This window comes from Flavobacterium sp. 120, from assembly GCF_003633605.1.
Taxonomy (GTDB): domain Bacteria; phylum Bacteroidota; class Bacteroidia; order Flavobacteriales; family Flavobacteriaceae; genus Flavobacterium; species Flavobacterium algoritolerans.
The window spans coordinates 151,171-166,466 of sequence record NZ_RBKZ01000001.1 but is presented as its reverse complement, the minus strand read 5'-3'; the positions used below and the strand labels follow the sequence as shown (position 1 = coordinate 166,466).

Sequence of the window (15,296 nt, the reverse complement as noted above, 5' to 3'; positions counted from 1 at the left end):
AAGCAGCTACTGTTTTAGACAAACTTTTAAAGAAAAACCGCCTCAATTACGAAGCGGTTTAGTCCTGAAATTAATTCAGGATAAATTAGAATATATAATGTAGCGGAAATTATTTTTTCAATAAATCTCTAATCTGAGTCAATAATTCTTCTTGAGTTGGACCGGCTGGAGCAGCAGGAGCAACTTCTTCTTTCTTTTTAGCTTTTTCAGCAGCTCTTAAAACAACGAAAATAAAGAACGCAATAATGATGAAATTAATAATTGCCTGTACCAAGTTTCCGTATGTAATTACAGCGGCACCGGCAGTTTTAGCAGCAGCTAAATCTGCATAACTGTTTCCATCCAGGGTTACGAATTTCTGGGTAAAATCAATTCCACCAGTTAACAAACCTACAATTGGCATAATAACATCATCAACGGCAGACCCAACAATTTTACCAAATGCACCACCAATAACAACAGCAGTTGCCAAACTTAAAACGTCTCCCTTCATTAAAGAAGCCTTAAAATCACTAAAGAATCCCATAATTTATTTTTTTAGGTTAAAAATATACTTGAATAACGAATGTAATAAAAAAATTAACATAATTAACAGTCTTTTACACAATATTTTATTACTCTCTATAAAAAACTCGTTTTACTCGTTGGGAAATACTGGTAAGGATCTCATAGGGTATTGTGTTTAATTTTTGTGCCATATACGTTACCGTTGGGCTTTCGCCAAAAATAATTACTTGATCTCCTTCTGCGCATTCAATTTCAGTAACGTCAACCATCAGCATATCCATACAGATACTGCCAACAATGGTTGCTTTTGATTTTTTAATCGTTACAAAACCTACACTATTTCCCCAACTTCTGGAAATACCATCGGCATACCCAATAGGAATTGTGGCAATTTTTGTAGGTTTCTCGGCAATGAATCTCCTGCCATAACCAACGCTTTCGCCGGCAGCAATACTTCTGATTTGTGAAATCACCGATTTGAGTGTTCCCACATTTTCAAGCTGTTTTTGTTCTTCAGCATCATTCGAAACTCCATAAAGACCAATTCCCAAACGCGCCATATCGTATTGTGAATCCGGATAATTACTGATTCCGGAAGTATTCAAAATATGTAGCAACGGTTTTATTTGTAATTCTGACATCAATTTAGACGATAATTTTTCGAATAAATCTATTTGTGAATGTGCAAAATCCTTGAATTCCAAGTCATCACTTGTGGCCATGTGTGACAAAATACTTTTTACTTTAACGGTTTGATTTCCTTTTAAAGTCGCTATCAAATCATCAATCGTATTGTTCTCAAAACCCAAACGATGCATTCCCGTGTCGAGCTTAATGTGTATCGGAAAATGGTTTAAATTCTTTTGTTCGGCAATTTTAAGGAACGCATGAAGTCCTTTTAAACTATAAATTTCAGGTTCCAATTGGTGTTGAATAATCGCAGAAAAACTGGTTGTTTCGGGATTTAAAACCATAATAGGCAAATGAATCCCTGCGCTTTTCAGCGAAATTCCCTCATCGGCGAAAGCCACACCCAGATAATCCACTTTGTGATGTTCCAGTAATTTGGCAATTTCAAAACCGCCATTTCCATATCCGAAAGCCTTCACCATCACCATAATTTTGACATTCGGCTTCAATTTTGATTTAAAGAAATTCAGGTTATGACTAATCGCATTCAGGTTGATTTCCAGAACAGTTTCATGAGTTTTCTCTTCTAACAAAGAGACAATTTCCTCAAATTGAAACGTTCTCGCTCCTTTGATTAGAATGGTTTCATTGGCAAAATTCAAATCATCAAATTTTGATATAAACTCGGCTGTATTTTTATACGTTATGCAATTGGCAAACTTTTTTTCAAATGCTGAAATGGTTTCTCCAATCCCGATAACGCGGTCAATTTTATTAGAAACAATCAACTGGGAAACTTTAGCATACAATTCGTCATTAGACAAACCGCTTTGAAAAATATCCGAAAGAATCACCGTTTTCTTCTTGTATTGCTTTTGACTTTCGAGAAAATCCAACGCTATTTTCAACGACTGAAAATCGGAACTGTAACTGTCATCAATAATACTGCAGTTGTTGATTCCGTTCTTGACTTTCAAACGCATTTCTACCGGGTACAACAATTCCATTCTATTTTGAATGGTTTTTTCATCGTATTTAAAATACAATAAAACCATCAAACAGGAAATCGCATTTTCAACAGATGCTTTATCCTGAAAAGGAATTATCAATTCGAATGAATCTACTTTATATCGGTATTGAATGGTGGTGCTGTCGTTTTTTATCGCTGCATTATAGACAAAAACATCCGCTTCTTGTGAGTCAAAACTCCAAGTAAACACATTTGTTTTTGGAAAAATAATGGCATCAACCATTTCGTTTTTTTGGTAAATAACCACTTCTGAATCTTCAAAAAGGGTAATTTTCTCTCTTATTTTATTCTCTAAACTTATAAAACCTTCATCATGTGCTGAACCAATACTGGTAAGAATCCCAATCGTTGGCTTGATTATTTTTTCCAGTTTTTCCATTTCAGAATGGGTAGAAATTCCGGCTTCAAAAATCCCCAGATTGTGTTGCTCATTGATTGCAATTACTGACAATGGAACACCAATTTGTGAGTTGTAACTCTTTGGGCTTCGAATGATATTATAATCAGGACTCAATAAAAAATTAAGCCATTCCTTAACTATCGTTTTGCCGTTACTCCCAGTCAATCCGATAATAGGAAAATCAAAAAGACCGCGATAGTTTGCCGCAAATTGTTGTAAAGCAGCCAGTGTATTGTCAACAACAAAGAAATTAGCTTTACCCTCACATTCTTCCGGAATATGGGTAACTACAAAATTTTGAACGCCAGTTGCAATTAAATCTTTGATGTATTGATGCGCGTCATTATTGGCTCCGACCAATGCAAAAAACAAAGTCTGTGATCCGTTTTGCAAAGAACGACTGTCTATAGAAATGGTTTCTATTGCCAAATTAGCGTTGTTACCAATGAATGTAGCAGGAATATTTTGAATACTTTTTAGGATTTTCTGGCTCATGGAATTAGAAAGAGATTGGAGTAGATTTCTGGTATAGAAATTATTCTTTTAATAGTTCGCTATTATAAAACTTCCTCAAAAATAACACTTCTTTTCAAAACGATGACTTAGACACACTATAATTATACCCAATTCCGTTTATTTAAGAAAAATGGCTTATTGGCTTTTTTGTGGAAAATTTAAAATTTTTTTTCAAACCATTAAGAAATTAAGTTTCATTAAGAGGTAGCGCTTAATGAAACTTAATTTCTTAATGGTTTAACTATAAAATAGAATATATTTCACAAAACATCCGGTAGAACAAAAAAGAAACAATAGCATTCGCTTTACTAATTTTGACAGATTACTTATATTTGTTTTTAGATAAAAATCAGACGTTTTGAAAAAAATCCTCCCATTGTTTTCCTATGTTTTCCATCCGATATTCATACCGGCAATGGCTACGTTGTTTTACCTTTATTTTAGCGGTGCTGATTTTGTAAGTCAAGAAAAACTATTTGTTTTGTTTCAAGTTCTGGTGGTAACGGTAATTCTGCCTTCTTTGGTATTTTTATTATTACGCACGGCAGGAAACATAGATTCCATAATGCTTGCCGAAGTATCTCAACGCAAAATTCCGTTAATACTTCACTGCTTTTTGCTTATTTTATTGGTAAAAAAAAGCATAACAATAGACCGATATCCTGAGTTGCATTTTTTTCTTTTAGGCGCACTTTTGAGCACTATATTGGCGCTTATTCTTTTGTTTGCCAATATAAAAGCGAGCCTTCACATGATAGCAATCAGTTCCTTGACGGTTTTTATAATTGGATTGAGTTTACACCTTCAAATTCAAAACACATTTACAATTGCTGTTCTGATTCTCCTCAATGGTTTTGTGGCTTCCTCCCGATTAGAAATGAAAGCACACACCAATAAAGAATTGATTATAGGTTTTATGTTCGGAGCAGTTCCTCAGTTGCTTTTGTTAGTGCTGTGGTTATAAAATGTAGAATATAATTCCAATATTCAGTGATTTCATAGCAACCGATTCGTCATTGACTTTAGCAGATTTAAATAGCGAATTCAAACCATAATAGGCGTATAAATTGATCGTATTGTAACCCGATGAAATATAAGCGCCATACTGAAATTTATTGAAATCTTGATTTCCCGTCACTACCACTTTCCCATCAGCACTATTGAAAATAGACCTGTCATAAAGCAAATAACTCAGCTTAAATCCTCCGTAAATTCTCCAAAATTTATGACTTTCATAAGTAGAAGTTCTCCATCTGAACTCTAGGGGAACATCAACAGAAAGCAGAGAGAATTTGTTTTTATCGTAAGCAATATCCGAATCGATAATAGTATATACCGGCGTTCCTGCAGGTGAAGAAATGGCTAGATTCTGATTGTAATTATTATATGAAAAACCAATACCGGAAGCTATAGCAACCGTTCGTTTTTTATTAATGGGCATATCTCTCAAAAAACCTGCCGACAGCCCCGAAGAAAACTTACTTTGCGTCACCCCGGACGGCTTATTCATCAAGGTATTATACGTTATCGCAAAATAAAACTGATCCTCTCTATACAAGGAATCAACCTTTATTTCCGGAGCATTTTCAGTTGTTGTATTTTCTTGTGAAAAAACATTCAAAACCGATAAAAGAAGAAAACAACTAAGAAAAATTCGCATATTGTTTTGGGTTTAAATTGCTCAATGGTTGTTTAAAACACATTTCAGGTTTCAATTCTCATTATAACGTTACAAATATACCATTTTGATGGTTTTCTTATAGATTATGACAACAAATAAACTTTCATAAAAATGAGTCGATACAAAACCTCAAAAAAAATAATTAACATATTGAATCCAACAAGTTTAATATTTTTCGAATAAATTGCTTGTTAAAAAATTAAAACCAATATTTTTACTTTAAAAATTTTAACGATTACTCAAAAACGTCTTCAAATCAGACTTAAAACAATACAACCATGCAAATTGGAATTATAGGATTAGGAAAAATGGGCTTCAACCTTGCCCTTAATTTACAGCGAAATGGTTACGACGTAGTAGCCCAAGATGTCAATACTGACTTCGTAGAGAAAATCGGTCAGGAAGAAATTACAACGGCACATTCTGTTAAAGAATTGTGTCAAAAATTGAATACTCGAAAAGTGATTTGGTTAATGGTTCCTGCAGGTGAAATTGTAGATGGAGTAATCACTTCATTGCTTCCTTTTTTAGAAAAAAACGACATTATCATTGACGGCGGAAACTCTAACTATAAAGATTCCAAACGCCGTTATTCCCAATTAAAGGAACTTGGTATTGACTTTTTAGACTGTGGAACTTCAGGCGGAACATCGGGAGCGTTGAATGGTGCTTGTACAATGATAGGCGGAGAACCAGCCGTATTTGAATATGTAGCACAAGTTTTCAAGGATATTTCTGTCGAAAACGGACATCTTTATACTGGTGCAGCAGGAAGCGGACATTTCACGAAAATGGTTCATAACGGAATCGAATACGGAATGATGCAATCTATTGCTGAAGGTTTCGAAGTTTTTGAGCATTCTGAATTTGACATAGATTTCGAAAAAACAGCCAAACTGTTCAATCACGGGTCCGTTGTGCGCAGTTGGTTAATGGAACTCACCGAAAATGCTTTTTCGAAAGACCCTAAATTAGACAGTATCAAAGGAATCATGCACTCTTCAGGCGAAGGAAAATGGACACTGGAAACCGCTTTAGATCTAGGCGTTCCTACTCCGGTTATTGCTTTATCGATAATGATGCGCTACCGTTCCCAGATGCAAGATACGTTCTCCGGAAAAGTGGTAGCGGCACTTCGCAATGAATTTGGCGGCCATGCAGTCGAAAAAAACGAATAGCAGCTTACACAACCCGCAAACCAATTCGAAGCTAATTTTTAATTTTTCAAATTCAAGTACATGTCAATATTGATCTTAATTGCAAGTATTCTTTTATTACTTGTCTTGATATCCGCAGTAAAACTCAATGCGTTCATCTCCTTAATTATCGCTTCTTTCTTTGTGGGAATTGCCAAAGGCATGCTATTTCCTGACATCCTAAATTCCCTCCAACAAGGAATTGGCAGCACTTTAGGTTCTTTGATTTTGATTATTGCTCTTGGAGTTATATTGGGAAATATCCTTTCAGACAGTGGTGCGGCACAACGAATAAGCTCGGTGATGATTCGGTCTGTTGGAGTGAAACACATCAAATGGGCAATGTTAGTTACGGGTTTTGCCGTAGGAATTTCGATGTTTTACAATGCCGGTTTTGTGATTTTGATTCCAATGGTTTTCGCTGTCGCAAAAAGTACGAAGCAGCCTATAATCTATCTTGGAATTGCCATGGCATCTGCACTTTCGGTAACTCACGGTTTTTTGCCACCACATCCCGGACCTACAGCCATTGCGGTAATTTTCAAGGCTGATATTGGTAAAACGCTGCTATTCGGATTGATAATTGCTATTCCTACTTTATTGATTGCGGGAATTGTGTTCCCAGAGTTTATTAAGAAGATTGTCGCTAATCCACCCAAAGGATTATTCGAAAGTAAAACATTCGCTGAAAACGAAATGCCTTCTTTCATGATCAGTTTTATAACGGCTCTGATTCCTGTTATCTTAATGGCTATGGCAACAATAAGCGAGTTGACCTTGCCTGAAACATCTTCTATACGTCAGATTCTTGGATTTATTGGAAGTCCAACCACTTCTATGCTTCTTGCAGTATTGTTTGCAATTGTTTTTTTAGGCATCAATCGCGGTCGAAAGATGCAGGACATTATGGATAAATCTAGTTCGGCACTGAGTTCCGCCACGATGATTATTATGATTATTGCGGCCGGAGGCGCTTTCAAACAAGTATTGATTGACAGTGGCATTGGTACTGATTTAGCCGTTTTTTTCGAAACTTCTACACTTTCTCCGTTAGTATTAGGCTGGCTTGTGGCTACGATTATCAGGATAGCTTTGGGCTCAGCAACTGTTGCGGGATTAACTGCGGCAGGGATTGTGCAACCTTTAGTGGTAAGCTCAGGAATAAGTCCAGAATTGATGGTGTTATCAATTGGAGCCGGAAGTTTAATGTGCTCTCACGTAAATGATACGGGATTTTGGATGTTTAAAGAGTATTTCGGAATCAGTATTTCGGATACCTTTAAAACATGGACCGTTATGGAAACCATCATTGGAGTGATGGGATTGATTGGCGTACTATTGCTTAATTTACTAGTCGCATAATCCAAATTAAACTAAAGAAAATGAAGTTATTTTACATTGGAATAGACATTGGCACCACAGCAACAAAAGCCGTGTGTTTTGACAGAACCGGAAAAGTGATTCGGGAATGTAGTCAATCCTATTCTATGTACCATCCGAAAGCCGATTGGAGCATCCAAAAACCCGATGAAATTCTAGTGGCTGTTTTAGGATGCATCCAAGAAATAACAAAAGGGATTCAGCCTCAGTTCATCAGTTTTAGTTCGGCTATGCAAAGTATAATTGCAATAGACAATACAGGAGAACCGCTAACTGATGCCATTATTTGGGCCGACAATAGAGCGCATGCATTAGCCGAAGCATTAAAAAAATCCGAACAAGGAAAAAATTTCTATCAAAAAACAGGAATTCCAATTCATACCTTTTCACCCATGACCAAAATTGCTTGGTTAAAGGATCACGATGCACTCAATTTTTCTAAAACGTATAAATTCATTAGTATCAAAGAATACATTTGGCATCATCTTACCGGCGAATATGTAATTGATTCCTCGATGGCATCAGGTACAGGTTTAATGAACATTCATACACAACAATGGGAATCGGATATTTTGGATTATTTGAAAATAGCAGCATCCCAGCTTTCCACCATTGTTAGTCCAACCCACAAAGCCAAAGGACTATCCGATGGTTTTCAGTATATTTTGGGTGGCGGTGACGGCGTATTGGCAAATTTAGGAACCGGAGCTATGGAAACAGGCCGAATGGCGTTATCCATTGGGACCAGCGGCGCAGTTCGTTTACCTGCAGACAAACCTTTTATTGACCCAGAAATGCGAACGCAATGTTATCATTTGATGGACAATCAGTATTTGAAACTGGGAGCGGTTAATAATGGCGCAATTGTTTTGCAATGGCTCAAAGAATCCATCTTAAAAACAGATGAATCTTTCGAAGAATTGTTCAAACAAGCTGAAACAATTCCCGCAGGATCCGAAGGTTTACTTTTTGTTCCTTATTTATTAGGTGAAAGAGCTCCTATTTGGGATGCATCTGCTCAAGGAACACTTTTAGGAATCCGAATTACCCACACCAAAGCGCATTTGATTAGAGCAACACTGGAAGGCATCTTATTTGGACTATTGAGCATTACCGAAATCTTACTTCCAAATCCCGAAGAAAGACACAAAATCACCATAATGGCGAGTGGCGGTTTTGGAAAAAGTGAACTTTGGTTGCAAATGGTTGCTGATATTTTTCAAATGAAAGTAATCGTAGCCGAAACAATCGAAGCTTCTGCTTGGGGAGCCGTTTTGATTGGATTTAAAGCTACTGCTATTGAAATCCCAACTGAAAATAAAATAGGAAAAACCTTTTCGCCAAATAGAAATTATAAGAAAATCTACGAACAAAGTTTTGAGAAATTCAAAAAGGTGTATTCCTTGTTGAAAGATGTTTAAAAAGAAGAAATTAATGCTCGGCGCTTCGTGCCGGATCCTTTTTTGTTTTAAACGCTAAGACAAACTAAAAAGTTTGCCACGCTATAACTAGAGATTAACTTCGTTGATCCCAAGAAGGGCGTCTCACAAAAAAATTAATGCTCGGCACTTCGTGCCGGATCCTTCTTTGTTTTATACGCTAAGACAAACTAAAAAGTTTGCCACGCTATAAAACAAAAAATGCTCCCCTTTCAGGAAGCATTAGTTTTTTTTGCAGAGAGGATGGGATTCGAACCCACGATGCAGTTACCCACATACTAGCTTTCCAGGCTAGCTCCTTCAACCACTCGGACACCTCTCTATTTTATTTGAGGTTGCAAATAACCATAAAAAAAATGAGTTAGAAAAGTAAAATCTAACTATTATGCTATTTCTCCTCGCAAAGCAGTTTCAAAAATACTTTTGAAGTCTTTTTGAGCTATTTTTTGACCTAACAAATACATTAATTTGGTTATAGCAGCTTCGGTTGTGATGTCTTTTCCAGAAATCACACCTATTTCTTTCATCCCTGTACTGGTTTCATATTGCCCCATACTCACGCTTCCGCCGGAACATTGTGTAACATTGATGATGTGCAAACCCCTACCAATTGCTTTTTTTAATAAGTTCAAAAACCAATCTTCAGTAGGTGCATTTCCTGCTCCATACGTTTCTAAAACAATTCCTTTAAGATCTGGAATATCTAAAATTGCTGCTAAAACTGCTTCGCTGATACCCGGAAACATTTTTATAATTGCTACGTTATTGTCTAAGTTTTTATGAACCTTGAATTCTTTATTTTGGCTGTTAGCCAAAAATAATTCCGGGTTTAATTTTAAATGCACACCCGATTCAACCAATTCAGGATAATTTGGAGAGGTAAAAGCTTTGAAATGTTCCGCATTAATCTTTGTGGTTCTATTGCCTCGGTATAACTTGTATTCAAAATAAAGACACACTTCACTGATAACCGGTTCGTCATTATTTCGCAAAGACGCAATTTGAATGGCGGTAATCAGATTCTCTTTAGCATCAGTACGTAAATCTCCAATAGGCAATTGAGAACCCGTAAAAATAACTGGTTTTGATAAATTTTCGAGCATAAAACTCAATGCTGATGCGGAATACGACATCGTATCTGATCCATGAAGCACCACAAATCCATCAAATGAAGCATAGTTCTCTTCGATAATCGTCGCGATTTTAGCCCATTTTTCAGGATTCATATTCGACGAATCAATTGGGTTTTCGAAAGAAATAGTTTCGATATCACAATCCAATTGTTTCAACTCTGGAATCCTTTGCAATAATTTACTGAAATTGAATGCCTTGAGCGCTCCAGTTTCAAAATCTTTCCTCATACCAATGGTTCCACCGGTATAAATTAAAAGTATTTTAGCTTTAGATAACATCGTGATATTTTGATTTATTCATAACCGGATTTGCATACATTGCCAAAAATCCTTGTAATGCAATTGGATTTTCCTCATCGATACGCATTTCTAATCTGCGTTCGAAAAGTGATTTTTCATTTTCTGTATAAAGATGCGAATGGGTATCAATCTTGTTTACAATATCGTACGCAATAAAATTCGTTGGCCATAACTTATAATTACTCAATATTGCATCATCAATTACTTGTGCCAAGGCTACTATTTGCTTGTTTGAATTATCGTTTTCAGCTTGGATGGCATCTATTTCAGTGTCCAAAACTTTACCTATATGAATGTGAATTCTTTTTTTCTGACCCAAAGCTCCACTAAGAATGGTCATAAAATCTTCGTTTTTTTCTTTAACATAGATTTCATTATTGGCTTCAGCCATCAATTGAGGCATTTTCAAAGCATCCGTTGGATCGTATTCATACGAAATAGAAACCGGTACGATTTTGATTTTCTTGAAATAATCCATCAAATTCTTTTCATCAGAAGCCATTCCCAGCATTTTCAAAACACCTGGATTAGTGGCATCATTACCGTCTTTCGTTCTTCCTTCCCGTTGTGCTATCCAAACGGAACGGTTTTCATGCTGTAATAAGTTTCCAATATATTCGGACAACAGCTTTGAACTTTGCAACATTTCTCTTGGCGTCAAGCCACGTTGTACCAAAAAATTACGATTCAGTTTTGCTAATGTCTTTAAAAAAGATTTTTTTACTAAATTATCTCCAATAGCTGATGCAGTCATCACTAAACCATGTTCAAACAAGGCCGAATTTAATAAAGTGGTATCCAAAAGTATATCTCGATGGTTCGAAATAAATAAATACGAAGTATTGGGTTCTAAATTTTCAAAACCAGAAGTAGTCAAACCTTCCGAGCTTTTTTCTAGTATTTTTTGAACCGATTGATAAATAAAATTACATTGAAAGTCGCGAATGGAATGCGTTTTTTTGAGTTGTTCTTTCCAAACTTCGTCTGCAACATCCGGAAAAGTAAAATTCATTAATGCCTTCATCATTGGATGATGGATGACATCTTGGAGTGCCTCGTTTATTTCGGAATCATAAAAAGGCCGAATAGCGTCAAATTTCTGCATTTTGGTTCTCAATTTTTGTGTGGACAAATGAACAAAAAAAATATCAAAATAAGGTGAATTCTACTTTAAATCCCAAAAATAGCTTTAGAATTCTCCGTTGTTATTGCCGCAATATCATTTGCCGAAAGGCTATAAATTTGCGCTAACTTATCTACAACATTAACAATGTAACTACTTTCGTTTCTTTTTCCTCTATAAGGAATCGGTGCTAAATATGGGGAATCCGTTTCTAAAACAATGTGTTTCAAATCTATCTGATTCAAAAACTGGTCGATTTTTCCGTTTTTGAAAGTCACAACTCCGCCTATTCCTAATTTCATATTGTACGAAATCGCCTGTAATGCCTGCTCATAAGTTCCTGAAAAACAATGGAAAATCCCAAATAAATCATCTGATTTTTCTTCTTCCAGAATTTCAAAAATTTCATTAAAAGCTTCACGACAATGAATCACAATAGGTAATTTATATTGTTTTGCCAATTGAATTTGCCTTTTGAAAGCGATTTGTTGCTGAGGCAAATGGGTTTTATCCCAATACAAATCGATTCCGATTTCGCCCACTGCGTAGAATTTTCTTTTCGCCAATTCGTTTTCCACATGTTGCAATTCTTCCTGATAATTGTCTTTTACATACGTTGGGTGCAACCCCATCATTAAGAAAACAGTATTGGGATGATTTTTCTCCAATTCATACATCGATTCTGTGCAGGAAGAATCGATTGCGGGTATAAAAAAACGGGAAACACCGGCATCAATAGCGCGTTGAATCATTTCGTTTCTGTCTTGATCAAATTCCTCTGAATATAAATGTGTATGCGTATCGGTGATTGTTATAGCTGCTTCCAAGTGTAAAGTTTAAGGGTACAAAATTACAAGAATAAAAGTTGTCGAAAAAATGGTTTTAAAAAGATTCATACAATTCCTTCACTAACTCCATGTATCTTTGTAAAACAGAAATAAATCACTGAAATAAATTCAGCATAATGAAGAACCTACACGATATCCTTAAAAAAGAAAACTACAGAAAAGTAAAATTTAAGATAACTAAAACACAGCATCTTTTGATAAAAGCAAAAATCAATGGTGTAATAGGCAACTTCATTCTAGACACAGGAGCTTCAAACAGCTGTGTAGGATTTGAGAGTGTCGATTTGTTTTTATTGGAAGCCAAAAAATCAAAGACAAAAGCCGCTGGTGCGGGAGCCACAGGAATGTTTACGCAACTGGCTTTAAAAAATCAATTGCAACTTGGTACTTGGAAAGATTCTGATTTTGAACTCGTTATTTTTGATTTATCTCATGTAAATGAAGCGCTAACACAACACAAGGCAAAACCGGTTCATGGCATTATAGGTGCTGATATTTTAATGAAAGGGAAAGCAATTGTCGATTACTTTAATCATTGTTTGTATTTGAAACACTATACTTTTTCAACGAAAAATAAGCAACAACACCACTTATCATCATCAATAAACCCCCAAGAATAAATGGCATTCCTGCAAATTCAAATGGTGCCCCTTTATGTGTAAAATAATAAAAGAGACCTGACATTACTGGCGGGCCAATAATAGTTGCGGCGCTCATTAAACTGGCAATAGTTCCTTGAATTTCCCCTTGCTCTGATGGCAAAACATGGTTTGAAATTATAGCTCGCAATGCTGGACCAGCAATACCGGCAAGACAATACGGAACCAAGAAGAGAAACATCATCCAGCCCTCTGAAGCAAAAGCAAACAAAAACATTCCAATAGTATATAATACCATTCCAACATAAATACTTTTTTCATTTCCTAATTTTCGGCTAGTCCATCGTATCAATCCTCCTTGAACAAGACTTACTAAAACCCCAACAACGCCCAGCGAAATCCCTACCATTTTTTCGTCCCAACTAAATTTGTACATAGTGAAATAACTCCAGTTGCTTTCGACAGCATGTGATCCAACATAAATCAAAAACAAAGCAATCAATAATCCATATAACGATGGGTATTTTTTTAAATTCAAAAAAGCCCCAATTGGATTGGCTCTTTTTAAATTTACTGGTCTCCTATTTTCTTTTGATAATGACTCGGGCAAAATAAAATAACCGTACAAGAAATTTAGCATACATAAGACGGCTGCTGCATAAAACGGAATTCTAGATCCGTACTGCCCCAAAACTCCTCCTATAACGGGTCCAATTATAAATCCTAGCCCAAAAGCCACACCAATCATTCCGAAATTTTTGGCTCTGTTTTCTGGCGTGCTCACATCGGCTATATACGCTGAAGCGGTTGAAATACTCGCACCTGTTAATCCTGCAATTACTCTTCCTATAAATAGCCATGTAATCGTTGGGGCAAACGCCAACAATATATAATCCAATGAAAAGGCAAAAAGCGAAATTAAAATTATGGGTCTTCGACCAAATTTATCACTCAAATTACCAATTAAAGGTGCAAACATAAATTGAGTTATCGCATAAGCAAATGTTAACCAACCACCATATTTTGCTGCATCACTAACATCGCCGTGAATTAATTCTTTAATTAATTTTGGAATAACTGGAATGATAATTCCCCAACCAGTTATATCAATTAACATTGTGATGAAAATAAAGCTGATAGCGGCCTGTTTTTTATTTGATGCCATAAATAGTATTGGTTAGTAATACAAATAAATAAAAAATCCTGTTTAGAAACACTAAACAGGATTTTTTTATATTCTAAAACCTTAAAACTATAGTTCTAATGCTTTTTTAGGATTGTTATCCATCAATAATTCCATTGGGTTTTCTAACGCTTCTTTTACAGCAACTAAGAAACCAACAGACTCACGACCATCAATAATTCTATGGTCATAAGACAACGCTACGTACATCATTGGGTGAATTTCAACTTTACCGTTTACAGCAATTGGACGCTCTATAATGTTGTGCATTCCAAGGATTCCAGATTGTGGAGGATTGATAATTGGTGTACTCAACATACTTCCAAAAACACCACCGTTAGTAATCGTGAACGTTCCGCCAGTCATATCATCAACTGTGATTTGCCCGTCACGTGCTTTTAATGCCAATCTTTTAATATCTGCTTCAACTCCACGGAAAGTCAAGTTCTCCGCATTACGAACTACAGGAACCATTAATCCTTTTGGTCCTGAAACCGCAATTGAAATGTCGCAAAAATCGAAAGCAATCTTATGATCACCATCCATCATTGAGTTTACATCCGGGAATAATTTTAATGCTCTGGTTACTGCTTTAGTAAAGAAAGACATATATCCTAAACCAATTCCACCATGTTTTGCTTTGAACGCATCTTTGTACTCATTACGAATCAAGTTGATTGGCGTCATATTTACTTCGTTAAAAGTAGTCAACATTGCTGTTTCGTTTTTAGCGGCAACTAATCTTTCAGCCACTTTACGACGCAACATTGATAATTTAGTACGCTCTGTTCCACGAGAACCACCTGTAGGAGTTCCCATTGAAGGCACAGCATTTACTGCATCATCTTTAGTGATTCTTCCGTCTTTTCCAGTTCCTGTTATGGAAGCTGGCGCTATATTTTTTTCGTCTAATATTTTTCTTGCTGCTGGAGATGGAGTTCCTGAAGCGTAAGTTGCTGCTGGAGCTGCTGCTACCGGAGCCGCTTTTGGCGCTTCTGCTTTAACTTCAGCTTTTGGAGCTTCAACTGCTGCTGGTGCATCACCTGCTGGTTTTGCTGCACTAGTATCGATTAAACAAACTACCGCTCCTACTGCTACTGCATCGCCTTCTTCTGCTTTTAAAGTAATGATTCCGCTTGCTTCTGCTGGCAATTCTAATGTTGCTTTATCAGAATCAACCTCAGCAATTGCTTGGTCTTTCTCTACATAATCTCCATCTTTTACCAACCAAGTTGCAATTTCAACTTCTTTTATAGATTCCCCTGGTGATGGGACTTTCATTTCTAAAATCATCTTTCTTTTAGTTTAAAGTTTAAAGTTAAATCATTTAA

12 protein-coding genes, 1 tRNA gene and 1 pseudogene are annotated in these 15,296 nt (G+C 36.1%); 5 read left to right on the top strand and 9 right to left on the bottom strand.

What is annotated here, in order from left to right:
* Nucleotides 1-109 precede the first annotated feature (109 nt).
* On the bottom strand, nucleotides 110-526 hold the full coding sequence (mscL, locus tag C8C87_RS00590; protein WP_099713747.1) for a large conductance mechanosensitive channel protein MscL: 417 nt from the start codon (nucleotides 524-526) through the stop codon (nucleotides 110-112).
* Between the two features lie 88 nt (nucleotides 527-614).
* Complete coding sequence (locus tag C8C87_RS00585) at nucleotides 615-3,062, bottom strand: bifunctional UDP-N-acetylmuramoyl-tripeptide:D-alanyl-D-alanine ligase/alanine racemase (protein ID WP_121340769.1); 2,448 nt, start codon at nucleotides 3,060-3,062, stop codon at nucleotides 615-617.
* 379 nt (nucleotides 3,063-3,441) lie between these two features.
* On the opposite strand from C8C87_RS00585, the gene C8C87_RS00580 reads away from it, so the two are divergent.
* Complete coding sequence (locus C8C87_RS00580) at nucleotides 3,442-4,047, top strand: hypothetical protein (protein ID WP_121340768.1); 606 nt, start codon at nucleotides 3,442-3,444, stop codon at nucleotides 4,045-4,047.
* Here C8C87_RS00580 and C8C87_RS00575 read toward each other — a convergent pair.
* Nucleotides 4,042-4,743: a porin family protein gene (locus tag C8C87_RS00575; protein WP_121340767.1), complete on the bottom strand. Its 702-nt coding sequence runs from the start codon at nucleotides 4,741-4,743 to the stop codon at nucleotides 4,042-4,044. The two genes, C8C87_RS00580 and C8C87_RS00575, sit on opposite strands and share 6 nt — an antisense overlap.
* Nucleotides 4,744-5,042: 299 nt before the next feature.
* On the opposite strand from C8C87_RS00575, the gene gnd reads away from it, so the two are divergent.
* The 3 genes from gnd to C8C87_RS00560 are packed head-to-tail and all read left to right on the top strand — an operon-like array spanning nucleotide 5,043 to nucleotide 8,761.
* Complete coding sequence (gene gnd / locus C8C87_RS00570; protein ID WP_121340766.1) at nucleotides 5,043-5,942, top strand: phosphogluconate dehydrogenase (NAD(+)-dependent, decarboxylating); 900 nt, start codon at nucleotides 5,043-5,045, stop codon at nucleotides 5,940-5,942.
* Nucleotides 5,943-6,002: 60 nt separating this feature from the next.
* Entirely contained in the window at nucleotides 6,003-7,322 is a 1,320-nt protein-coding gene (locus tag C8C87_RS00565) for a gluconate:H+ symporter (RefSeq protein ID WP_121340765.1), read from the top strand.
* A gap of 20 nt (nucleotides 7,323-7,342) precedes the next feature.
* Nucleotides 7,343-8,761, top strand: coding sequence for a gluconokinase (locus C8C87_RS00560; protein ID WP_121340764.1), 1,419 nt, complete (start codon nucleotides 7,343-7,345; stop codon nucleotides 8,759-8,761).
* 253 nt (nucleotides 8,762-9,014) lie between these two features.
* Here C8C87_RS00560 and C8C87_RS00555 read toward each other — a convergent pair.
* The 4 genes from C8C87_RS00555 to C8C87_RS00540 form a co-directional block, all read right to left on the bottom strand.
* Nucleotides 9,015-9,101 (bottom strand) — tRNA-Ser (locus C8C87_RS00555).
* 61 nt (nucleotides 9,102-9,162) lie between these two features.
* Nucleotides 9,163-10,191, bottom strand: a complete 1,029-nt coding sequence (locus C8C87_RS00550) for an asparaginase (protein WP_121340763.1) — start codon at nucleotides 10,189-10,191, stop codon at nucleotides 9,163-9,165.
* The gene (locus C8C87_RS00545) at nucleotides 10,181-11,317 is read right to left on the bottom strand and encodes a 1-acyl-sn-glycerol-3-phosphate acyltransferase (protein WP_121340762.1); all 1,137 of its coding nucleotides are present in this window, start codon (nucleotides 11,315-11,317) and stop codon (nucleotides 10,181-10,183) included. The genes C8C87_RS00550 and C8C87_RS00545 overlap by 11 nt, the downstream gene beginning before the upstream one ends.
* A gap of 65 nt (nucleotides 11,318-11,382) precedes the next feature.
* Nucleotides 11,383-12,150: a TatD family hydrolase gene (locus tag C8C87_RS00540; RefSeq protein WP_121343248.1), complete on the bottom strand. Its 768-nt coding sequence runs from the start codon at nucleotides 12,148-12,150 to the stop codon at nucleotides 11,383-11,385.
* A 149-nt stretch (nucleotides 12,151-12,299) separates the two neighbouring features.
* Here C8C87_RS00540 and C8C87_RS00535 point away from each other — a divergent pair.
* Nucleotides 12,300-12,734, top strand: a pseudogene (locus tag C8C87_RS00535) (retropepsin-like aspartic protease); the annotation flags it as partial.
* On the opposite strand, the gene C8C87_RS00530 reads toward C8C87_RS00535, so the two are convergent.
* Together C8C87_RS00530 and odhB are read right to left on the bottom strand one after the other, a co-directional pair.
* Nucleotides 12,712-13,947, bottom strand: coding sequence for a TCR/Tet family MFS transporter (locus C8C87_RS00530; protein ID WP_121340760.1), 1,236 nt, complete (start codon nucleotides 13,945-13,947; stop codon nucleotides 12,712-12,714). The pseudogene C8C87_RS00535 and the gene C8C87_RS00530 overlap by 23 nt on opposite strands.
* A gap of 87 nt (nucleotides 13,948-14,034) precedes the next feature.
* Nucleotides 14,035-15,258, bottom strand: a complete 1,224-nt coding sequence (gene odhB, locus C8C87_RS00525) for a 2-oxoglutarate dehydrogenase complex dihydrolipoyllysine-residue succinyltransferase (RefSeq protein WP_121340759.1) — start codon at nucleotides 15,256-15,258, stop codon at nucleotides 14,035-14,037.
* Between the last annotated feature and the right edge of the window lie 38 nt (nucleotides 15,259-15,296).